The sequence below is a fragment of the Kineothrix sp. IPX-CK genome, assembly GCF_039134705.1.
In the GTDB taxonomy this organism is placed as follows: domain Bacteria; phylum Bacillota; class Clostridia; order Lachnospirales; family Lachnospiraceae; genus Kineothrix; species Kineothrix sedimenti.
In genome coordinates this window covers 345,799-367,586 of record NZ_CP146256.1, presented here as the reverse complement: position 1 = coordinate 367,586, position 21,788 = coordinate 345,799, and the positions used below count along the sequence as shown (strand labels likewise).

19 protein-coding genes are annotated in these 21,788 nt (G+C 43.6%); 6 read left to right on the top strand and 13 right to left on the bottom strand.

Going from position 1 to position 21,788, the window contains the following annotated elements; all coding sequences use genetic code 11:
* Window positions 1-43: 43 nt before the first annotated feature.
* The 13 genes from V6984_RS01710 to V6984_RS01650 form a co-directional block, all read right to left on the bottom strand.
* Window positions 44-1,738 carry a methyl-accepting chemotaxis protein gene (locus tag V6984_RS01710; protein WP_342759920.1) on the bottom strand — a complete coding sequence of 565 codons (1,695 nt, stop codon included), beginning with the start codon at window positions 1,736-1,738 and terminating at the stop codon, window positions 44-46.
* A 12-nt stretch (window positions 1,739-1,750) separates the two neighbouring features.
* Complete coding sequence (locus V6984_RS01705) at window positions 1,751-2,248, bottom strand: chemotaxis protein CheW (protein WP_342758095.1); 498 nt, start codon at window positions 2,246-2,248, stop codon at window positions 1,751-1,753.
* A gap of 38 nt (window positions 2,249-2,286) precedes the next feature.
* Window positions 2,287-2,691: a response regulator gene (locus V6984_RS01700; protein WP_342758094.1), complete on the bottom strand. Its 405-nt coding sequence runs from the start codon at window positions 2,689-2,691 to the stop codon at window positions 2,287-2,289.
* A 2-nt stretch (window positions 2,692-2,693) separates the two neighbouring features.
* Window positions 2,694-6,173: a PAS domain S-box protein gene (locus V6984_RS01695; protein WP_342758093.1), complete on the bottom strand. Its 3,480-nt coding sequence runs from the start codon at window positions 6,171-6,173 to the stop codon at window positions 2,694-2,696.
* Between the two features lie 42 nt (window positions 6,174-6,215).
* Complete coding sequence (locus tag V6984_RS01690; RefSeq protein WP_342758092.1) at window positions 6,216-8,288, bottom strand: chemotaxis protein CheA; 2,073 nt, start codon at window positions 8,286-8,288, stop codon at window positions 6,216-6,218.
* A gap of 24 nt (window positions 8,289-8,312) precedes the next feature.
* Window positions 8,313-8,675 carry a response regulator gene (locus V6984_RS01685; RefSeq protein ID WP_342758091.1) on the bottom strand — a complete coding sequence of 121 codons (363 nt, stop codon included), beginning with the start codon at window positions 8,673-8,675 and terminating at the stop codon, window positions 8,313-8,315.
* Between the two features lie 42 nt (window positions 8,676-8,717).
* A complete protein-coding gene (locus V6984_RS01680) occupies window positions 8,718-9,326 on the bottom strand; it encodes a TetR/AcrR family transcriptional regulator (RefSeq protein ID WP_342758090.1) in 609 nt (202 codons plus the stop codon).
* 197 nt (window positions 9,327-9,523) lie between these two features.
* Window positions 9,524-10,186, bottom strand: a complete 663-nt coding sequence (locus V6984_RS01675; RefSeq protein ID WP_342759919.1) for an ABC transporter ATP-binding protein — start codon at window positions 10,184-10,186, stop codon at window positions 9,524-9,526.
* Window positions 10,187-10,239: 53 nt separating this feature from the next.
* The gene (locus tag V6984_RS01670) at window positions 10,240-10,614 is read right to left on the bottom strand and encodes a hypothetical protein (RefSeq protein WP_342758089.1); all 375 of its coding nucleotides are present in this window, start codon (window positions 10,612-10,614) and stop codon (window positions 10,240-10,242) included.
* A 48-nt stretch (window positions 10,615-10,662) separates the two neighbouring features.
* Entirely contained in the window at window positions 10,663-11,991 is a 1,329-nt protein-coding gene (locus V6984_RS01665; RefSeq protein WP_342758088.1) for an ABC transporter permease, read from the bottom strand.
* 10 nt (window positions 11,992-12,001) lie between these two features.
* Window positions 12,002-13,714, bottom strand: coding sequence for an efflux RND transporter periplasmic adaptor subunit (locus tag V6984_RS01660; RefSeq protein ID WP_342758087.1), 1,713 nt, complete (start codon window positions 13,712-13,714; stop codon window positions 12,002-12,004).
* Window positions 13,715-13,771: 57 nt separating this feature from the next.
* Window positions 13,772-15,595 carry an HlyD family efflux transporter periplasmic adaptor subunit gene (locus V6984_RS01655; RefSeq protein ID WP_342758086.1) on the bottom strand — a complete coding sequence of 608 codons (1,824 nt, stop codon included), beginning with the start codon at window positions 15,593-15,595 and terminating at the stop codon, window positions 13,772-13,774.
* Window positions 15,592-17,421, bottom strand: a complete 1,830-nt coding sequence (locus V6984_RS01650) for an HlyD family efflux transporter periplasmic adaptor subunit (protein WP_342758085.1) — start codon at window positions 17,419-17,421, stop codon at window positions 15,592-15,594. Before V6984_RS01650 ends, V6984_RS01655 begins: the two co-directional genes overlap by 4 nt.
* A 171-nt stretch (window positions 17,422-17,592) precedes the next feature.
* Here V6984_RS01650 and V6984_RS01645 point away from each other — a divergent pair, with 171 nt between their 5' ends.
* The 6 genes from V6984_RS01645 (at window position 17,593) to V6984_RS01620 (ending at window position 21,786) form a co-directional block, all read left to right on the top strand.
* Window positions 17,593-18,267 (top strand): response regulator transcription factor, encoded by a 675-nt coding sequence (locus V6984_RS01645; protein WP_342758084.1) that lies wholly within the window; start codon window positions 17,593-17,595, stop codon window positions 18,265-18,267.
* On the top strand, window positions 18,264-19,505 hold the full coding sequence (locus V6984_RS01640) for a HAMP domain-containing sensor histidine kinase (RefSeq protein ID WP_342758083.1): 1,242 nt from the start codon (window positions 18,264-18,266) through the stop codon (window positions 19,503-19,505). Before V6984_RS01645 ends, V6984_RS01640 begins: the two co-directional genes overlap by 4 nt.
* Before the next feature lie 91 nt (window positions 19,506-19,596).
* Window positions 19,597-20,019 carry a flavodoxin family protein gene (locus tag V6984_RS01635; RefSeq protein WP_342758082.1) on the top strand — a complete coding sequence of 141 codons (423 nt, stop codon included), beginning with the start codon at window positions 19,597-19,599 and terminating at the stop codon, window positions 20,017-20,019.
* 21 nt (window positions 20,020-20,040) lie between these two features.
* The gene (locus tag V6984_RS01630) at window positions 20,041-20,946 is read left to right on the top strand and encodes an NAD(P)/FAD-dependent oxidoreductase (RefSeq protein WP_342758081.1); all 906 of its coding nucleotides are present in this window, start codon (window positions 20,041-20,043) and stop codon (window positions 20,944-20,946) included.
* A 17-nt stretch (window positions 20,947-20,963) separates the two neighbouring features.
* Window positions 20,964-21,275 carry a thioredoxin gene (gene trxA / locus V6984_RS01625; RefSeq protein ID WP_342758080.1) on the top strand — a complete coding sequence of 104 codons (312 nt, stop codon included), beginning with the start codon at window positions 20,964-20,966 and terminating at the stop codon, window positions 21,273-21,275.
* Between the two features lie 73 nt (window positions 21,276-21,348).
* Window positions 21,349-21,786, top strand: coding sequence for a MarR family transcriptional regulator (locus tag V6984_RS01620; RefSeq protein ID WP_342758079.1), 438 nt, complete (start codon window positions 21,349-21,351; stop codon window positions 21,784-21,786).
* The last annotated feature ends 2 nt before the right edge of the window (window positions 21,787-21,788 follow it).

Sequence of the window (21,788 nt, the reverse complement as noted above, 5' to 3'; positions counted from 1 at the left end):
TGATCCAAACTGTAAAAACTCCCTCTGTCATGCAGCCGTAAAATTAATATTTACCGAACTCCTTATCGCTAAGTATTATTTTTTTTGGGTTTTTTCTTTTTTCATTTCCTGTTTCCGAAGGAATACTTTCTTTCCCATAGTCAGACTGCATGTCTTGGTATTCCGTATGTGTATAATATTTCTTAATTTTCTTTAATTTGAACTTGGCAACCTGCTCTTCCAGTAAAATAGCCTGACTTGCCAATTCCTCACTGGCAGCCGCACTTTCCTGCGCAGTTGCGGAGTTGGTCTGTACCACCGTTGAAACCTGCAGAATTCCCTGATTGATCTGGGCAATGCCGGAAGCCTGCTCATTGGATGCTACCGCAATATTACCGATAAACTCCGCAACACTTCCAATACCTTCTACTATTTTATTCAAAGCCTCTGCCGTTTCGTTGGCAATCTTTGTGCCGCCCTCCGCCTTCTTCACGGAGCCCTCAATCATTGCCGTAGTTTCTTTCGCTGCATTTGCAGAACGCGCCGCGAGATTCCTGACTTCCTCGGCGACTACCGCGAAGCCTTTGCCATGTGCACCTGCCCTTGCCGCCTCTACGGCCGCATTCAGTGCCAGGATATTTGTCTGAAAGGCAATATCGTCAATCACTTTAATAATCTTGGAAATATTAATAGAAGCCTCATTGATATCTTCCATCGCTTCCAGCATTTCCTTCATCTGGCTGTTGCCTTCCATAGCACTCATTTTGGCCGATTCAGTAATGTGGTTGGCTTCTTTTGCATGCTCCGCATTTACTTTTGTCTGAGCGGCGATCTCTTCTATGGAAGCAGATAATTCCTCTATAGAGCTGGCCTGTTCCGTTGCACCTTGAGAGAGAGCCATACTGGAGTCGGATAACTGAGTGGAGCCTGCCGATACCTGCTCGGCAGCATTATTGATGCTGGACATGACTTCATTAAGATTATCGGTCATTCTTGAAAAAGCTTCCGCCAATACGCCGATCTCATCTCTGGCGTTATAGTCGATTTCTACATCCAGATCTCCCGCCGAAACTTTTTCCGCAATTCCGACCATCTTTACAATGGGTTTGCTGATTATACGGGAAATAAAAAATCCCAATACTACCGCCGCGATGATTGCAATAATTACAATAATTATCACCGTCGTTATCGTACTTTGTGCTTTTTCGGAATATTCTTCCGACAGCCTTTGTCCGTTGTCATCCTTTAGCTGAAACAGTACATTGATGGAGCTCATAATTTCACTGACAACCCTCGCGCTTTCATCTGCACGAAGCAGGACGATCGCTTCCTTCTGATTTCCTGAAACGGAATAATTTACAATCTGTTCCTGAATAGGTGCGAACTCTTCCAAAGAAGCCTTCAGGTCGGCAAAAGCCGCTTTTCCTTCCTCCGTCTGCAAAGAAGTTTCAAATGCCTCCATGGCGGCATACATTTTTTCTTCATTTTCCTTTATACTTTTTACATATGTATCGCTGTTCGCTCCGTTTCCTTCAATCACTAAATCTCTTAAGTTAACCCTGACCTGCTGATAGGAAACGGAAACATCTGCAATATCTCCAAGCGGAATACCATATTCCTTATATAAGGAATTATATTGTTTATCCAGTGCATCCAAATTATAAATTCCGACAACTCCGACCACTCCGGCAATTATAGCCACTAATACAAAACCGAATATTAATTTGGCACCTATTTTCATATTGTAAAACCATCTCATCACCGCATCCTCCTACGTATTATCCAAAGTATCTATTTCCTGTTCATTCAGTAACCTGTCGCAATCCAGCAGCAGCTTCACCTGATTTTCTACTTTACCGATTCCCTTTATATACCTGTTTCCTCCGCTTTTTACATCCGGAGGCGCAACAATTTCTTCTTCCGGTATCGTTAATACCTCCGAAACATTATCGACAATCAAACCGATAGATACCCCTCCAATATCCACTACTATTACGCAGGTTCTGTCATTATACTCCACCCCCTCTTTTTTAAACCTCAGCCTGACGTCCATGACCGGTATGATCTTACCCCTAAGATTAATAATTCCCCTGATGTAATCCGGCAGCTCCGGAACCTCTGTAATGGGCTGTATGCCTATAATCTCGGTCACACATTTTATTTCGATACCATATACCTCGTTACCGATCTGGAAAGTTAAAAACCTGTCTTTTTGCGTGTCTTCTTCCCGCTCCAGCAACTCCGTTTCGTCCATCTTTTTCTCCAGCATGTTCCCTCTCTCCTTTTCACTCTACAGTCAGAACGTTCCTATTCTCTTTCCCGAATCATTCCGAAGTCTTCCAGTACCTTAACCAATTTGGCCGTATCAATAGGTTTTGCAGCGTAAGCATCGCACCCTATTTCAAAAGCATTCTGAACCAACTGCGTTTCTCCAAGTGCCGTGATCATAATTACTTTTGACCTTTTCTCCAGAGGAATTCCCTTCTGGTTCTCCAGATCCCTGATAGATTTTAATACCTTTACCCCGTCTACTTTTGGCATCATGATATCCAGACAGATCAAATCATATAACTTATCCTCTTTAATTGCCATCAGACAGGCATCCAATGCTTCCAATCCATCTACAACCAGATCACATTCCCCGTAACGGCTAAGAAACTTAAACAGAAATCTTCTGCTGACCAAATCATCTTCTGCTATCAATATTCTCATATTTACTCCTCCTCGGAAGCTATAGATTCATTTTGCAGTATCCGAACTTCCTCTTCTATTTTTTTAATGTTTTCTGCAGCATCGCCCATATTTCCACGTCTGGCGGCAAGTTCTATTTTAAAAGCCCTATCCTTGATCTTTGCACATTCCATATCTATAGACTGTTTTTTTACCGTATGGGCAATTTCTTCAATCAGTTCCAGATTCCCCTTCTCCACTGCATGTTCCAGCCTCATGGTGTTCTTTGCAATTTCATGTAATAAGCCCTTGGCTTTTCCACTTAGCCTGTCCGTATTTTTGCTCGAAAACCTTATCTCTCCGCTGTCGGTAAGAAAAACACTGTCCGGCAGCAAACCTGTCTCCTCCTTTCTTCTCGTAGTCTGTTCAATGGTAGAAAACAATTGATTCATATCGATAGGCTTGGATACATATCCGTCCATTCCCAATGCTAAGAATTTTTCTTTGTCTCCCTTTAGAGCATAAGCGCTCAATGCTACTATCGGAGTGTAAAAACTTGTTCCCTCCATTTCTCTTATTTTCTGTACAGCCTCCAGTCCATTCATCTCAGGCATCTGAATATCCATAAGAATCAGGTCATATTTATTCTCCGCGAACAGTTTCAGCGCCTCTAACCCATCTCGTGCCAAGTCAACGGAATACTCTCTCTTCTCCAGCATTTTTAGAATTACCTTCTGGTTTATCAGATCATCCTCTGCCAACAGAATTTTTAAATTGTTCTTTTTACCGGATAGGCTGGTCGGCTGCATCGGCCTCTCTTCTATGGCTTTTCCGATTTGAAAAGGGAGATTGACATAGAAGGTGCTTCCTTTTTCTTTTTCACTTTCTACCCCAATACTGCCGCCCATTAATTCCGCAAGTGTTTTGGATATGGCAAGCCCCAGTCCGGTTCCTCCATATTTTTTAGTGAATGACCGTTCCACTTGATTGAAGCTCTGAAACAAGTGCCTGATATCCTCCTGTGTCAGACCAATGCCCGTATCTGTAACAGAAAAATTAAGATCTACCTGTGATTCCGTCTTATGCAACAGTTTAGTCACCAGGGATATGCTTCCTTCATTCGTGAACTTTACCGCATTGCCAAGCAGATTGTGCAGTATCTGCTTTAGCCTGTTAGAGTCCCCGATCAAATATCTTGGAATAGATGCACTGAATCCATAGCTTAATTCAAGGCCTTTTTCTTCTACCCGAAGGGAATAAGTCTTTACCAATTCTTCTATTAATTCTTTTAGATCAAAAGTTATGTTTTCTATGGATAGCTTTCCTGCCTCCATCTTTGAAAAGTCAAGAATGTCGTTAATGATTTTGAGCAGAGAATTGGCACAGGTTTTTGCCATCTCAAGGTTTTCCCTTTGTTCATGCTTCAGCTCGGTCAGCAAAGTAAGTTCTACCATTCCTACCATACCGTTGATCGGTGTCCTGATTTCATGACTCATATTTGCAAGAAATTCACTCTTGGCCCGATTGGCTGCTTCCGCTGCTTCTTTGGTAGATATCAGTCGCAGTTCCGATTGTTTCATTTCAGTAATATCTGAAATAATAGATACTATCTCATCCTCATAGGGACTATAAATCGAGAAAGACAGCCACTTATTGTAAATATGGGAAAAATATTCTTCCATATTTACACTTTTTCCCTGCATTATTTCCATAAAATATTGTTCTTCAATATCCCTCAGCAGTCCTTTGCTATTCGGGAAAACCTCAAGAAAGCTTTTTCCTACAATATGATCTCTGCTTACGGAAAACAACTCTTCAAAAGACCGGTTAACTTCTACGATAATCACATCTACCGTTTCATAGTTCGAACTATGCTGCAGCCTGAAATACGCATAGGCACTCTTCATATTCATAAACAGGGAATAATATTTTTCCTGATTGATCCGGATATCCAGCTCCGCCTTCTTTCTCTCGGTAATATCTCTTACGATGCTAAAAAGAATTTTTTTACCCCCGATGTTTATTCCCTGAGAACTTACTTCTGCCTGAAAAGAGCTTCCATCCTTCCTTACATGAGTTACCTCAAAGAAGACCTCTCCTGCCTCTGTCTCATCCATCTGCTTCTGGTTGTATTTCCAGTCTTCCCGAATTTTAATTATGTTCATATTGCACAGTTCTTCCAGCGTATATCCGTAAGCTTTCACAGCCGACTTATTAGCCTCTATGATGCTGCCGTCCGGATTCAATAGAAATATGATGTCCCTGGCATTATTGATTATTTTCCGATATCGCTCCATATCTTCTTCTGCCTTGATTCTCTCCGTAATATCATAAATGGAGCCTATATATCCTGAAAATCTTCCATCCAGGCCATAATAAGGAGTATCCACGGCCACACACCAGCGGTATTCACCGTCATAGCGCCTTATGCGTACTTCCTGCTGATAATTCTTTCTCTTACGCATGGCCGCAATGCGCTTTCTTAAATAATTATCCAGATCATCCGGGTGAATAATTTTATCCCATCCGTCTTGCAATACTTCCCCTATTGTCTTTCCCGTGAAATCATTCCACACCTTGTTTACATAATTACATTCCAGATTTTTATCTGTCATCCATGCAAGCGAAGGCAGCTGATGCAGGATATTGCTGCAGAAATCTCTGGATTCCGTAATCAGTTTTTCACGCATTTTGCTTTCCGTGATATCCATCAGAGTAACTATGCAATTTGTTACATTATTTACTATAATAGGAACTACACTGACCTGAAACCAATACTCAAATGGTTCTCCGTCTTTTATCAATACTTTCTTAATTTCCAGCTTACTGGTCTTGACCCCTCTTCGAATAGCCTGATTTACCGACCTTCGAAAAACACATCTCGTACATTTTTTACCATATTGGCATCCCTGCTGACTTCGAAAGCTTTCCTTACACCCGAACGCATCTCCGAACCGTTCTCCTATCGCTTCCTCTCTCGTTTTTTCAATAAGCTCCAGCGAAGCATCATTAATCTGCGCAATACGAGAATTTTGATCCATTATGATCATGCTTACAGGCGCAACATCGAACATGGTTTTCAAGTTGTTCTTTTCATTGAGATGTTCTATCTCCAGCGTTTTTAATCTGGTAATGTCCCTGAGTATGATAACAACACCAATATTTTCAGATTTAAAATTTTTAATGGTAGAGCAAGTGGCAGAAACAAATTTCCGGGTATTATCTCCCGTTATGATTACTGTATTATTTTCCAATCCCTTGATCGTATCATGTTCAATTACGGCAGAAATAGGGCTTGGAACTCTTACACCTGAGCCTTCCTTATAGAACTTCACAACTTCATCGAACAGTTTCCCCCTGACTGCCGAAAACTGCGCATCCAATATATTCTCCGCAATTTGGTTCATAAAGAGAATCTGCCCTTTTAGATCTGTGGATATAACTCCGTCACCAATACATGTCAGTGTCGCCGCTGCCAATTCAAGATTATTTTCATCCGCTTGATATGTATTTACTATAAACACCTCATTTCTGAAAATTATAAGGTAATCTTTCTGCTGCAAATCCTAAAAATTGACCAATCCGGCAACATCCAATATGAGGCTTATGCTTCCGTCACCCAGCAGAGTGCATCCTGCAAGACCCTTGATTCTTCGTTTCTTTTGTATATATACCGGCAAGCTCTTAACAACTACCTGCTGCTGGCCCAGCAGCTCATCTGCAAAGATACATATTGTCCGGCCATCCTGTTCCACTACGATTATGATTCCTTCTTTTAATTCCGTAACGGCAGTTTCCACCCTGTAGCTCTCGTGAAGCCTTAAAATCGGAAAACACTGACCTCTGATCATCAGCATCTCATTTCCTCCCGGATCGATAATGATATCTCTTTCATCCGGCCTTAAAGATTCTTTTATAGATATCGTAGGTATGGTATAACAAGATTTTCCCACTTTGATATTCATACCGTCTATAATGGCTAAGGTCAAAGGAATCGCCAGGGTAATGGTCATCCCTTCTCCCGAAACACTGTTTACAGACAATGTCCCGCCAATTGTTTGTATATTTTTGTTTACCACATCCATGCCAACTCCGCGGCCTGAAAATTCAGAAATACTTTCTTTCGTCGAAAATCCCGGAGCCAATATCATATTAAAGATTTCCTGCTCCGTCATATCTTCTTCTTTTTTATACAGCAGGTTATTTTCTTTCGCCTTTTTGAGAATCTTTTCCCGATCCAGTCCTTTTCCGTCATCCTGCACAATAATAAGTACATCACTTCCTGAGTTTTTCGCCTCCAAAATGATAGTCCCTGATTTCTCCTTCCCCGCCTGCCTTCTTTCTTCCGCCGCTTCAATTCCATGATCCAAAGAGTTTCTTACCAGGTGCATCAGGGGATCGGAGATATGTTCGATAATATTCTTATCTACCTCGGTTTCTTCTCCTATAATTTTAAGATTTACTTCCTTATTGAGCTGCTTGCACATATCTCTTACAATGCGGTGCATTTTTTGGAAGGTCGGAGCCAAAGGCACCATACGAATCGACATTACAGTATCCTGCAATTCACTGGTAATCTTATTCAACTGTCCGGCTGCTTTCTGAAAATTATCCAGCACCAGTCCCCGTAAATCAGGATTTTGTATTACCATAGCTTCGGCAATTACCATTTCACCTACCAGATCCATGAGCTTATCTAATTTTGCAACACTGACGCTGATAATATTTTGTACCGCTGAGGAATGACTGACTTTATTCGTTTCCTTACCGGCCTCACCGCTATAATTGGCCGAAACTGTTCTTACAAAACTATCCCTGAGCGTATCCTGCTTTTGGATTTTATGTTCTTCATATTCTTCTTCCGTCTCCAACGGGACTAATTCCAATGATTTTAAAAATATGGTTTGCTGAAAGAACTCATTCATCTGATCGTAAGTATGATCGGTTTTAAAATATATAAAGAAGCCTTCCTGTCGTATGCGCTCCGTACTGTCATCGGCGTCGATGACATCCTCAGGAACCGTATAAAACTCCTCTGTATAATCTTTTAAATTATGCAGGATAGTATACGCCCGGATATTCTCCATCTCGCAGCCCTCTTCAAAATAAACCCGGGCCATAAATTTGTATTTATATTCCGTTGGCGGAACCCTTTCCTGGGAAATGTAATACTGCTGAGACTTTTTAGAAATATCTTTCTCTTTCTTACCGGAATTGGCGATTCCATTCTCTTTTTTTAGATTTGTTAGAAAAAGATTAAGATTCTCAGTTAAAATAGCTGCATCCCCGTCGGGCTCGTCTCCATTTTTAATCTTCTCCACTTCCACCTTAATAAAATCGACTCCGTCCAAGACAAAATCAGAAAGGGAAGAACAGTCCACTTGCCGTGGCTTTTCTTCCCGTAAGAAATAAAACATATCTTCCATAGTATGCGCAAGCGTGGAAATATTATGAAACATCATAATGGCCGAAGAGCCTTTTATCGTATGCATAATACGAAAAATTTCATTGATAGCCGCAGGAGTAAAGCAACTTTCCTTCTCACTGCTTAAAATAGACTGCTCCAACTGTTCGATTAACTGTGAAGTCTCAAAAATATACATATCCAGCATGGGTTCATTGGTAAATTGATCCGACATTCCTATACCTCCCTCATCTGTTTCTTAGATTTCGAGCAATTTTTTTATGGTACCGAGTACATGCTCCTCCTTGAAGGGCTTTATTATGAAAGTTTTTGCCCCGTATAGCACCGCTTCCTTTACCATATTTTCCTGCCCCATGGCAGATACCATTACTACCTTTGCTTGCGGATCCACCTTCCGAATCAGCTTAAGTGCTTCTAATCCTGTCATATCAGGCATAGTAATATCCATTGTTACCACATCCGGTTTTATTTCCATGTATTTGCTTACTGCTTCAATTCCATTTTGTGCCTCTGCAAACTCTATGGAATCAATTTTTCCCAGTAACTCCTTGATCGTCAGCCTCATAAAAGCCGCATCATCTACAATAAGTACTTTTTTCATCCTATGACCTCCAATTATTTCTTACGGCTTCTTACAATGTTCCTAAACTTCTGCTTCTCCAGTTCCCGAGTATAAACTGTTCAGCACCATATCCAACGTCTCCATTGTTCTTTCCTTTAAAGAAAAATTCCTGTCATTTATTCTCCACTTCAAACATATCTCCCTGCACAGGCCGGATATCAGATCCGCTAAATCCTCACTATTAATGTCCTTACTTAATTCCCCCTCCTCTTTCGCTTTTTCTATCAGCTGTTTGATAAAACCGGTACGGTTATTTAAAATTTCTTTTATTTTTCCCTCCAGATCAGATTCATACCGAACAGCTTCAAACACCTGCATAATAGACGTGATAGCAGGATAGTTTTCATAATATTCCACAGACAGTTTAACAAAAAACCGTATTGAATCACACGGTTTTAATTTCATTAATTCAGCCGATTGAAAAATATCATAGTCAAATTTGCAAAAGTAATCCAATATGGCTCTCAGCAGTTCTTTCTTATTGCTGTAATGGCGGAATAAAGTTGCCTCGGAAACGCCTTCTCTTCTGGCTATTTCTCTGGTAGATAATCCTTGAATCCCCAGCTCATCAATAATATCAATCGCAGTTATTATCAGACTTTCTTTTCTGTGCAGTTTATATTCCATCATTTAGTCACCCACCGTAGTAAACGCTTACTAACATTATAACAAAATGGAAAAATTTGTCAATTACTCCCAACAATTTGACTCATAGATTATATTTCGATTATGAAGTTAAGGACATTTTTTTAACTCTTTTAAAACATTGTTAATATGTACCTATAACATAAATTTGACCCCGCTCTTAAGGCGAGGTCAATACTTTTTTATTCTTTCAGGCATCCATCCACAATATGTACGATTCTTCCTGCTGCCTTCGCAACATTCAAATCATGAGTAATCATTACTATGGTATGCCCCATGTCATTCAAATCCTTAAACAGCTTAAGCACATCCTTGCCGCTGTTGCTGTCCAATGCTCCGGTAGGTTCATCCGCCAAGAGAATAGCAGGCTCTCCCACCAATGCCCTGGCTATGGATACTCTCTGCTTCTGTCCGCCGGAAAGCTCCGAAGGCTTATGCTTCATTCTGTGATCCAGCCCCAGCAGACGGATGGTATCCATACATTTTTCCTCCGCCTCTTTTGTAGTCATTCCACGCACGATGAGGGGCATCGTAATGTTTTGCAAGATATTATAGGTAGAAATCAGCTGATAGTTCTGAAAAATAAATCCGATTTCCTTGTTCCTCACATCGTTCAGCCTCTTTTCAGGCATCTCATGAATCGGCTGTCCATCCAGAAAATAAGCCCCTTCATCCAACACATCCATACAGCCTATAATATTCATAAGGGTAGTTTTTCCGGAACCCGAGGGCCCCAGAATAGCTACAAACTCTCCTTTTTCCACCTGAAAGCAGATATCGTGGAGAACGGGTACCTTTTCTTCTCCCAGCATATACCCTTTATTAATATTCGCCATAGCTATCATGCTATTGCTTTTGCTATTTTCCAGCATTTTCATCTCCTTCTTACAACTATAGCTTATTCCGTTATCCATACCGCCTTCACTATATCAGTATCCTTTTCCAATAAAATGGCTACATTATTCCCCTCCGACAGCTTCGAAAAAGTCGTTATCGTACCGAGACGGGTGACCACATCGGTCCCTACCGGAATCTCGTAGGCTTTTTCTTCGCCGCTCCCGGTTAAGGTACAAGTTATGTCGTTTCCGATCACCGACGTAAGGCGGGCATATATGAGCTCTTCATTTTTTCCTGCTGTAATTTGTACCTGACTGCTTTCTGAGGAGCTTCTTGCCGTCATAGTAAATCCGGTGAAACAGACTACTCCTATCAATAGAACTACTGCGGCCATAATCGCAGATTTTTTTCTTTTTTTTGATTTTTCTGCCTTCATTTTTATAACCATGCTCCTTTCTAAGTCTGGAGACTTGTAATACAAGTCTTATTCGTGGTTAAGGGCAACTACCGGAATGAGCACTGACGCTTTATATGCCGGATAGAAGCCAAAAATGGTTCCGGTCAGCACACCGAAGGCTAAGGATAATAATCCTCCCCAGAGGCTCAGCTCTACTCGTACGGAAAAGCCCTCGATAATGGGGGTAATGCCGAGAGAAACCAGCACTCCCAGCACCGCGCCTATAAGGCTTATACAGCTCGCCTCGAAGAGGAATTCCAGAAGAATATCCTTCTGACTGCATCCGATGGCCTTCAGTATGCCGATCTCATTCGTCCTCTCCTTTACCGACACGAACAATACGTTCATAATGCCGATGCCTCCGACAATAAACACGATAACAGCCATGGCGATAAGTAAGAGGGTCAGCGTTTCATTGGACTTAGATGCCGCTTCCATCTTACTTCCCGCATCCGTTATTGTGAATTCCGCATTAGGGTAGCTTTCCGCCATCACTTCCTGTACATATGTAATGATTTGATCGACCTCGTTCACTTCCTCCGCTACCACGGTAATGGAGGGGCTGATATCGCTTCCTGTCAAATATTTGATGCCAGTTTCATAAGGGATGAATATTGCTTCATCGGGGCTGATTCCCGATGCCACCGTTCCCATTTCGGACAACACTCCTGTCACTACATAGGGACGGTTGTCGATGTATACAGAAGCGTCATAAGCATCCATAATGCTTCCAAATATCTCCTTTGCCACACTATAACCCAGCACGCATGACTTTTCTTTGTACTCGTCATTTTCCTCAGTGAGGAAATCGCCGATGGCCAGTTCCAGATTACTGATCTCGGCATAGTTGCTTTTCACGCCCGCTATCGTATAATTCGTCGTTTCTTCTAACTCACCGCCGTCTACATCAGCCTTGGTCGTATAGGAAATAGTGGTGTTTGCGATTCCGGGAACGAAGGTTTCCAAATCCTCCATGTCAGACACGGACAAGACAATTTTTTCGGTATTCGCCTGTTCTTCACTGCCGGGGAATCCTCCTGCAAAACTGCCTCTATCGCTTGGAAAGCCACCACCCATATTGCCGCCTCCGGGAACACCCCCTCCCATGTTTCCGCCGGGAAAGCCTCCTCCGAAGCCATTGCTGCTGTTATCCGTGTATTCATAGGAGATGTCTATGGCTCCCGCATTCAGGTTCTTGAATTGCTCGGCTACTTCCATCTTGCCGCCTGTGCCGATGGCGATAACGAGCATAATCGTCGCTGCGCCTACGATAATACCGGTGGAAGTCAAGAAAACTTTCGATTTATTTTGCGAGAGATTCAGCCAGACCAGCTTAAATATTTCCGATAATCTCATGTTGTTAACCTTACCTTTCTATTAATATGGTATCTCCCTCTGAAAGCCCTTCCTTTATTTCCACATGTACGCCATCTGAGAATCCTGTCGTCACTTCCCTCGTTACCATATTACCCTTTTCATCCTTCATCTTCACATAGGACTCAGTTCCTTCTCTGATAACCGCCCGGTTGGGTATATAGAGCACTTCTGCGGATTCCTTCGTAATGAAAGTAACCTCCGTACTCATTCCTTCATACAAGCCTTCGATATCTCCCGTAATAGTTACGGTAACCGAATAGGTTGTGGTGTTCGTGTTGCTGTTGATCTGCGCATCACCGATTTCTGTGACTTCTCCCCTGAATACATCATCCGGGAAGGCTGTGAATACAACGTTTACCGCATTGCCCGTCTGCGCGTATTCCATATCCTCTTCGTCTACCGTCACCGTTATCGTCGCTTCCTCGTAATCGTTCAGCGTAATGATCGAGCCGTCCTGCTCCAGGCTGTCGCCTACATTTATGCCAACCTGGGTGATAACGCCGGTATATTCCGAGGATATGACACCCTCTTGAATTACACTGTCGAATTCATTCAGCTTCTCCTGCGCGGTATCGTAATCCGTCTTGGCCTTCTCCTCTTCAAAATTGCTCTGCCCTACCGTCACGTCATAAATTTCCTGCGCATTTTCGTATTGATACTGCCGAAGATCCTTATTCACCTTCGCTGCGATACTTCCTGCTTCCAGTTCCTTCTGTGCCAGAGAAAGCTGCGTGCTTAAGGAAGCAATGCTTTTATTCAAATCCTCTATTTCTTCCTCCGTACTGTCTATCTCATCCTCCAGCGTCTCTATCAGATCCTCTGTGTCGCTTACCGTATTCACCGCTACGATCCACCAGTACAGATTATCGTCTCTGCTGGTGTTATCCCTCGCATACTCCGCATTGGCCAGTACCGTTTTCTGCTCAGCTAACAAAGTCTGCATCTTTGCCAAATTATCCGTATCTTCCGTCAAATCCTCCTGCGCCTCGGTAAGCTGCTCCTGAATGCTTTCTACGGACTCATTCAGTGTAACTACCGTATTGCTATACTCCGATTCTGCATATGTTCCATATGCCGTATTGATGTCCAAGTCACCCTGCGCCTGTATACTCACCTTTTGTTTATTAGTCATCGTCTGCTCATAAGTAATCTGCGCATCGGAAGCATCCTCTTTAAGCTCCTGTCTGATGCTGTTTACGCTTTCATCCGTCAGCTTTAAAATAGGAGTCCCTTTTTCTATCTCCTGTCCTGCCGACACATACACTGCCTCTATCTCTAACGATCTGCCGGTGGATGATGAGGAGGCAGCCCCGGAATTCTGGAGCATTTGTCCCATGCCCCCTCCCATGCTTCCGTTCCATGAAAAAGTGCTGCTGCTTCCCGTATATTCGCTGATATCCAAGTCGAAAGTCTGCTCGGACGTGCCGATAGCTACATTACCGCTTTCCGTAACTCCAACCGTCAGGTTTCCTTTTTCTACCTGTGCCTCTCTATATGTGACCTCATCCTTGCCGCTTATTACAGCAAGAGTTATGAGGCCGGCGATGCAGAGCACGAATACCGCCAAAATAATGCCTGCCAAAGCATACGCTTTTTTTCTGTCTGCGGAATACAACTTTTTCCATTTTACGATTCCATTTCCGGTCAGTGTGCTGAATACCGCCTTTATTTTCTTCATGAACGCAATCAATTTCTGTTTCATTTTTTTAATCCTCATGCCTTTCTCACGGCCTTAAAGCTTCAGCCGCCAGCCTTTATATCAATTTCCGGGAAAGCCGCCGCCCATGTCAGGCATATCTCCTCCATTATCAGGAAAACTGCCGCCATTTTGCATATCTTCGCCGCCCGAAAAATCTCCGCCATCCGGCATGCTGCCATCACCAGACATCTCCTGCTCATTGCCGTCACCCGAACTTTCTTGCTCCATAGTTTCGCTTTCCGTCAATTCTTCATCACTTGCGCTTACTTTGCTCTCTATATAAACAACATCTTCTTCAGAAAGTCCGCTTATAATTTCAACATTGGTACCGTCGGAAAAACCGGTTTCCACTTCTGTAAGCTTTCTGTTCCCTGCTGCGCCTTTCATGTAGACATAGCTCTTCCCGTCGATTTCCTGTACCGCCTTTTTGGATATGTACAAAACATCAGAAACCGAATCCGTGACGAATGTTACATCCGCCGTCATCCCTCCGAACAACAGGGAAATGTCTCCTTCTATCTTAATGGTTACCGGATAGCTGATCGTGGATGCATAATCCGAAGTGGCTGTGGTCGTTATGGATTCCACAGTTCCTTCATATACCTCATCGGGATAAGCATTCATAACGATATCCACCCTATCGCCTACTGCTATGGCCGAGACATCCTCCTCCGATACGTCGATGGTTACCGCATATGCATCTTCTTCTACATAGCTTAAAATTGCGCCCGTATTGATCAAGTCATCTCCCGCTTCATATGACACGCTTGTCACAACTCCGCTTCCGTCCGCATAGATGATTCCGTCATCTCCTACGAAGGACTGAAAGTCTTCCAGATTCTGCTGCGCCTCATCCATATCTGCCTGTGCCGATGCCACAGCCTCTTCCAGGGAATTGACCGTGTAGCTATAAATATCCTCGGCCAGCTCTCCGCCTGCTACCGCGTTATCATAGGCGCTTTTGTTGGTCAGTCCTTCTACTTCCAGGCCGCTCTGTGCTGCCGCAATGTCCTTCTGCTTCTTAGCTATGCTCTTCTCACTGTCTTCAATTGTCTGATTCAGCTCATCGATCTGTCCCTGAATCGTATCAAGCTGTTCCTTGGCGTTTTTATAGTCCGCATAATTGCTTGCATAAGCGGTTGCATTATGAGCATCCGTATCCTCATAGATATTTAACGCCTGAGTATATTCTGTCTGTGCATCATCCAATGACTCCCAGAGATCCTCATCCGCAAGCTGCTCCTGTGCATAAGCAATATCCGCTTCCAGGACTTTTATATCTGCGGAAAGGATGTTCACGCTTTCCTGCGTCCTGGACTGGGAGGAACTATAGGTAGACTCCGCTCTATCGGCTTCCAGCATGCTTGTGTCATAAGTTCCTTTTGCCGTAAGCAGCTCTATCTTATATTCTGTCTCCGCCTCCGAAAGAGCGATTTGTGCTTCGGTATAAAGCGTATTCAATCTCTTGCTCACTGCCTCCACACTCTTCTCAGTCAGCTTAAAAAGCGCCTCTCCTTCTTCGATATGCTGGCCGCTTACCGCATAGACATCCTCTATCTCTAAATATTTGATGGTTTCTTCTTCATCGTCATCCTCGTCATCCGAATCATCCTCGTCTTCATCTTCATCTTCATCCTCAAGCTCCAGCGTATAGTCGATGCTGGATTCGTCCAAGGTTACGTTTCCGCTCTCCATGATTCCGAGAATCAAATCCCCTCTCTGTACCTGCTCTTCTTTATATATATATCTGTCTTCACTCAGCGTCGGCTTGATGAATACCGTGTAAACGGAAGCAGCAATAAGCGCTATCAGCGCTATGACCGCGAGAAGAAATTTGAGCAAAAATTTTCTATTTTTTAATTTTTCTTTTAATTTGCCGATCATTCTTTGTTACCTCCGTCTGAACCTGGTGCATTCTCCCCCATTCTCTGAGTATTCACGTCTGAAGACGTGCCTGCATTCTCTGTGCCGCCGGTTCCATCTGAGCCACTGTTTGGCGTATCACCATTTTGCATTCCGCCTGTAGAATTACCGTCTCCGGAAACACCGTCTGCATTGCTTGCATTTCTTTCCTGCATCTGTTCCATCTGCTCTTCACTCATCCCTAGGTAGACATAGGATGTCAAATTGGATTCCAGACTGCTGATATCACCGCTCAGCTCTACCGTAACCGTATATGTTACTGCTGATTTACTGTCGGAGGAAGATACGGGGTTGATGGAAATCACCGTGCCCTCATAGTTTCCGTATTCACTGATAACCACGTATGCGCTGTCTCCTACATTTACAGAGGCAATGTTCGCCTGATCCACGGAAGCCGCCACTGTAACCGTCTCCGGATCGCTGTAAGCCAGAAGAATATCCTCTGTGCCGAGATAACTGCCCTCACGAACTCTGTTCATAACAATTGTTCCGGCGCTCTGCGTGTAGAAATAGCCGTCCCCAAGGGTATTTTCAAACACCTCCAGATTATCCTTCGCCTCTTCTTCGTCATCCTTCAAGGCTTCCAAGTCCTCATCCAGTTTTTTGACGGCAGTGTCATATACTGACTCCGCATTTTCGCTATCGGCAATTGTTGAATCATAATCTACCTTGCTCGTTATTACCTGCTTCTCATATGTCAACTCCGCCTCCTGAAGCTGTGCCTGCAAGGTCGCCAGATTACTCTTCGCAAGATCCAGAGAAGCAATGGCCATCGCCGTGTCTTTTTCATAATTGTCCATAGCCTCTTCATATTCTTCGCCGTTCTTTGTAACAAGCTCATCCATCATGTCATATACAGTAAGCTTATCAGCCTCGCTGCTGCTGCCGCCGGCTTTTCCGCTGCCCGACATCCCTCCGCTCAGCATGCCTCCTGTACCGCCGGAAGCGCTGGAATCGCTCTGGGCTGCAGTATCCCCGCTATCTGAGTCCTGACCGGTGCCCGCACCGCTCAGGCTGCTGGCACCGTTAGGGTACTGGTCGTTCAGGCCTTCGATATCCCATCTTTCATATAAATCCATCAAAAAGGAGAAGTTGTCGTAATAAACCTCCTTCAGCTCCTCGATGTTATAATAACTATAGTAATAATCTGTCTCTACCACAGCGGTATACTCGTCATAAAGCTCCTGCGCATCCTCCACCTGCTGCTTCAAATCCTCTACATCAGCCTTTGATTGCTCCAACGAGCTGTCATACTCCGCCTGCGCATATTTCGCATTTACCGCTGCCGTTTGATATGTACTGTCCGCATCCAGCTTGTTCTGCTCATAATCGATCAGTCCCTGCCGATAAGCCAGCTCCGTTTCGGTAACTGCATTCTCCAGCTCCTCCTTGGCCTCCTTCAGGCTCTCATCGGAAATCTTAAATGCCTTCGTTCCCTTTTCCACCATATCTCCAATGGCCAGATAGCTTTCCTCCACGAGCAGCTGCGTCTCCAGGAAATCCAGCTCATATTCTTCTTCCGTCATCCCCGTGCTGGTCAGTCCGCTGGCCGTAACGACATTTTCTCCAAAACCATTCATATCCGGCCGCATCCCCGCCATATCTCCGGTATTTTTTCTGATAACAAAAAAGTAAATCCCGCCTGCTGCAAGAGCTGCCACAAGCAAAAGTATACATGCGGATAAAATAATCTTCTGCTTTCTTTTTATACTCTTCCATTTATCCCTTAGGCTTATCTTCTCCTTCACCTGTGCATCCGTATTCACCGTTTTCTTCTTCTCCTTCATACGTGCCTCCTGCATTTGTTTTTCCATTTATAAGAATAATTTAATAATCTTAAAATAACCTTGAAACCGGAAACAAAATTTTCAATTTTATTTTAAGGTTCGTGTTATAATATACCTACATCCGGTGCTCCGGAATAGAAATCACCATTCAAATGTGGAAAGGACAAAAAAATGCGGTTACTGGTAATAGAAGACGAAGAAGCGCTTGCCGATGCCTTATGCGAAATACTGCGCCAGAATTCCTACATGGCAGACTCCGTACTAAGCGGCCTTGAGGGTCTTGATTACGCGCGCTCCGGCATCTACGACATGATTCTGCTGGACATTATGCTGCCCGGCATGGACGGCATCTCCATATTGAAAACTTTACGCAGGGAGCAGATATTCACTCCCGTCATTCTTTTGACCGCCAAGTCCGAGCTTCAGGACATCGTAACCGGTCTGGATGCCGGAAGCGATGACTATCTGGCCAAGCCCTTCTCTACCACGGAGCTGTTAGCAAGAATACGGGCCCTGACCAGACGGGGCAGCAATTATACCGGAGAAATCATCACCTATGCGGATATATCTTTAAACAAAGGAACGATGGAGCTATCCTGCGGCAAGAACTCCATTAAGCTGGGAGCAAAAGAATTCCAGTTGATGGAAATATTTCTCGCAAGTCCCAAGCAGGTCATTCCCAAGGATCTATTGATAGAAAAGGTGTGGGGCATCGATACCGATGCCGAATATAACAATGTTGAAGTCTACGTATCCTTCTTAAGGCAGAAGCTCCATTCTCTTGGAACTGCTGTTCAGATAAAGACCAGCCGCGGAATCGGTTATTATCTGGAGGTAATGCCATGATCAAACGAATGCGTTACCAGTTCATTCTCGTCACGATGGCCTGCATCAGCTTTATTTTCATATTGATTCTGTGCGTCATCAATATATCCATGACCTTGTCCAGCCGCAATCAGGGCTATTCCCTGCTTTGCCGCATCGCCGATATGCCATTGGAAAAGGACAAGGGATTCGTGGTAAAAAACCGCAAAGAAATGACCGGAGAAAACGAAAATCCGCCGGGGAACCCCATCGGCGGCTTCGATGCCTTCCGCAGCTTTTCTGTTCTATATGATTCAGAAGACAATATTACTGATGTTTTTTATAATGAGAATTCTGATATTACAGAGGATACCATTCGCGTACTGGCGGCCAAGGTAATGGAAAACCCGCACGAGCGCGGTGTGCTTTCCAAATATCTATATATCATGAGAGACAGGGAGGACGGCCTGCAAATATACTTTATGGATTATTCCGTAGAAAAGGATATATCCCTCAGGCTCTTCTGGACCTGCTTATATATCGGTCTCATCGGTATTCTCTTCATCTTCTTCCTCGTGGTGATTCTTTCCCGCTGGATCGTAAAGCCGGTGCAGACTACCTTCGAAAAACAAAAGCAGTTCATTGCCGACGCCTCCCATGAACTTAAGACGCCTCTCACCATCATCACCACCAATGCCGAGGTACTTGCCGCCGGGATCGGGGACAACAAATGGCTGAAGCACATCCTCTCACAAACGCAGAGGATGAACACACTTATCAAAAACCTTTTGGAGCTGGCTAAGCTCGACTCCTATGATCAAACCATGGTTTTTTCCCAGTTTGACATGAGTACTGCGGTGAAAAATGTAGCGCTTTCCTTCGAAAGCATGGCCTATGAATATGGAAAAAAATATGAAATAGAGATTGATGAAAATATTTTCTTCAATGGCAGCGAAAACAGTATTAAGCAGCTTACTACTATTTTGTTGGATAACGCCTTCAAATACTCCGATGACAACGGCCGCATTTCTATCAGCCTTTCCCAGCATGGCGAAAAGAAGATACTGGAAATCGGGAATACCGGAAAAGGCATTCCAAAAGAAGACCAGAAGCAAGTATTTGAAAGGTTTTACAGAAGCGATACTTCCAGAAGCCGGGAATCCGGGGGATATGGTCTGGGGCTGGCTATCGCTTCCTCCATAGCACAGGCCCATAAAGGACACATTTCCGTAAAGAGTGACGAGCATACTTTTACGAAATTCATTGTGACCTTGCAATAAAGCTATTGACAATCCCAAAATAATTGTGTACAATCTATTCTATAATGATTGTATGCAATTTAATTAACCAAAATTAAAAGGAGAAATTCAGATGACAACTGCAATTCGTTATTATTCAAAAACCGGAAATACAAAGAAACTAGCAGATGCAATCGGACAAGCCGTAGGAATTTCCGCAGAAACTGTCAGCCTGCCAATCACAGAACCCGTGGATATTTTATTTCTTGGAAGCTCCGTATATGCCGCTGGTGTCGACAGCGAGATAAAGAGATTTATCGCCTCTCTGGATAATACGAAGGTTAAGAAGGTGGTCTGCTTCAGCTCCGCCGCTCTGCTTCCTTCCACATACAAGCAGGTCAAACAGTTATTGGAGGACAAAGGCATTCCGGTGGATGAGAGAGAATTTCACTGCAGAGGAAGTTTTAAAATGCTGCATAAAGGCAAACCCAATGCGGAAGACTTAAAAGAGGTACAAACTTTTGCAGGAAAGATATTAAACTTGGCAAAAAGCTAGGAAATATATGCACGATTACAAATGGAAAATAAAAGGATGAGGAAAAACGACATGGAACAATATGACATTGCAATCATAGGTACCGGACCGGCAGGATTGTCTGCCGCCATTACTGCAAAAATCCGCAACAAAAAGATTTTGCTGATTGGAAGCAAGGACTTAAGTACCAAGGTGCAGAAGGCGCATACCATCCAGAATTATCTCGGTCTGCCCTCCGTAAGCGGAGACGACATGGGAAAAATCTTCCAAAACCATCTCGAATCAATGAATATTGAGATCACTGAAGAAAAAGTAAATGCAGTTTATGCCATGGGCAGCTACTTCGCTCTTCAGTCTGCAAATCAAATGTATGAAGCCGGCTCCGTTATTCTGGCGACGGGTGTGGTCCTCGGGAAACCTTATCCCGGCGAAAGCGAATTGTTAGGAAAGGGGGTAAGCTACTGCGCTACCTGCGACGCCCCTCTATATAAAAATAAAACAGTAGCAATCATCGGATTCAGCAAAAAGGAAGAAGCCGAGGCTGAATTCATGGCGGAGGTCGCCAAAAAGGTTTATTACTTCCCTATGTATAAGGAAGATGTCTCCGTCTCCGATGAGATTGAAGTGATTCGTGAGCTTCCTATGAAGATATGCGGTACAAAACAGGTTGAGACATTGCAGACGAAGGAACATGACTACAAGGTGGACGGCGTTTTTATCCTACGGGAGAGCGTCTCCCCCAGCCAGCTCGTTCCGGGCCTTCAGACCGAGGATAACCATGTAATGGTGAACCAGCAGATGGCAACCAGTATACCGGGCTGCTTCGCATGCGGAGATATTGTGGGTAAGCCATATCAATACATTAAATCAGCCGGAGAAGGAAACATTGCCGCATTATCAGCTGCGTCCTATTTAGACCAAAAAAGAAGAGAACAAAAAAGTGCATAAGGAAATGGAGGAAAAATATGGTGAAGAAAATATCAGAAAAAGAATTTAACAAGGTGAAAGAAAGCAAGTTGGCAGTCATCGATTTTTCGGCACAATGGTGCGGACCATGCAAAATGCTTGCTCCGATTCTGGACGATGTTTCAAAAGAACTTAACGGTAAGGTGTCGTTCTTTAATATAGACATAGATGAAAATCCGGCCCTTGCAAGCCAGTTCGCTATTCAGAATATACCATCGCTTGTCCTTTTTAAAGACGGCGAAAAAGTAGACATGCAGGTAGGCTTTCAACCCAGAGCAAATCTCCTGCAGTTTATCAATGCTCATCTTTAAGCAAAAGACTTTGCCAAAAACGCATAAAGATGATAAATTAAATATTAAAGATTCACACAAACGGGGGGACCTTATGGCCGAACAATATGATGTCTTAAAGCTGGAAAATCAATTATGTTTTCCATTATATGCCTGCTCCAAGGAAATCGTGAAGAAATACAAGCCTTATCTGGATGAGCTCGACTTAACCTATACCCAGTATATTACCATGATGGTTTTATGGGAACATAGGCAGATGAATGTAAAGGAACTGGGCGGATACTTGTATCTTGATTCAGGAACTCTGACACCGGTCTTAAAAAAGCTGGAGCAGAAGGGATGGATAGAGCGCAGCAGGGCAAAGGAAGATGAAAGAGTATTAAATGTCACCTTAACCGAGGCCGGCTATGCGCTAAAGGAGAAAGCGGTCCAAATACCGAAATCTATCGGCGCTTGTATAAAATTGGAATCGGAAGAGGCCAGCTTCCTCTATAAAACCTTATATAAAATATTAGGAGCTCTTGCGCAATAGAA

Bases quoted from the DNA above. Each gene is read 5' to 3' on its own strand.
- V6984_RS01710 (WP_342759920.1), bottom strand. From the start codon at position 1,738: ATGAGATGGTTTTACAATATGAAAATAGGTGCCAAATTAATATTCGGT.
- V6984_RS01705 (WP_342758095.1), bottom strand. From the start codon at position 2,248: ATGCTGGAGAAAAAGATGGACGAAACGGAGTTGCTGGAGCGGGAAGAA.
- V6984_RS01700 (WP_342758094.1), bottom strand. From the start codon at position 2,691: ATGAGAATATTGATAGCAGAAGATGATTTGGTCAGCAGAAGATTTCTG.
- V6984_RS01690 (WP_342758092.1), bottom strand. From the start codon at position 8,288: ATGTCGGATCAATTTACCAATGAACCCATGCTGGATATGTATATTTTT.
- V6984_RS01685 (WP_342758091.1), bottom strand. From the start codon at position 8,675: ATGAAAAAAGTACTTATTGTAGATGATGCGGCTTTTATGAGGCTGACG.
- V6984_RS01680 (WP_342758090.1), bottom strand. From the start codon at position 9,326: ATGATGGAATATAAACTGCACAGAAAAGAAAGTCTGATAATAACTGCG.
- V6984_RS01675 (WP_342759919.1), bottom strand. From the start codon at position 10,186: ATGATAGCTATGGCGAATATTAATAAAGGGTATATGCTGGGAGAAGAA.
- V6984_RS01670 (WP_342758089.1), bottom strand. From the start codon at position 10,614: ATGAAGGCAGAAAAATCAAAAAAAAGAAAAAAATCTGCGATTATGGCC.
- V6984_RS01665 (WP_342758088.1), bottom strand. From the start codon at position 11,991: ATGAGATTATCGGAAATATTTAAGCTGGTCTGGCTGAATCTCTCGCAA.
- V6984_RS01660 (WP_342758087.1), bottom strand. From the start codon at position 13,714: ATGAAACAGAAATTGATTGCGTTCATGAAGAAAATAAAGGCGGTATTC.
- V6984_RS01655 (WP_342758086.1), bottom strand. From the start codon at position 15,595: ATGATCGGCAAATTAAAAGAAAAATTAAAAAATAGAAAATTTTTGCTC.
- V6984_RS01650 (WP_342758085.1), bottom strand. From the start codon at position 17,421: ATGAAGGAGAAGAAGAAAACGGTGAATACGGATGCACAGGTGAAGGAG.
- V6984_RS01645 (WP_342758084.1), top strand. From the start codon at position 17,593: ATGCGGTTACTGGTAATAGAAGACGAAGAAGCGCTTGCCGATGCCTTA.
- V6984_RS01640 (WP_342758083.1), top strand. From the start codon at position 18,264: ATGATCAAACGAATGCGTTACCAGTTCATTCTCGTCACGATGGCCTGC.
- V6984_RS01635 (WP_342758082.1), top strand. From the start codon at position 19,597: ATGACAACTGCAATTCGTTATTATTCAAAAACCGGAAATACAAAGAAA.
- V6984_RS01630 (WP_342758081.1), top strand. From the start codon at position 20,041: ATGGAAAATAAAAGGATGAGGAAAAACGACATGGAACAATATGACATT.
- trxA (WP_342758080.1), top strand. From the start codon at position 20,964: ATGGTGAAGAAAATATCAGAAAAAGAATTTAACAAGGTGAAAGAAAGC.
- V6984_RS01620 (WP_342758079.1), top strand. From the start codon at position 21,349: ATGGCCGAACAATATGATGTCTTAAAGCTGGAAAATCAATTATGTTTT.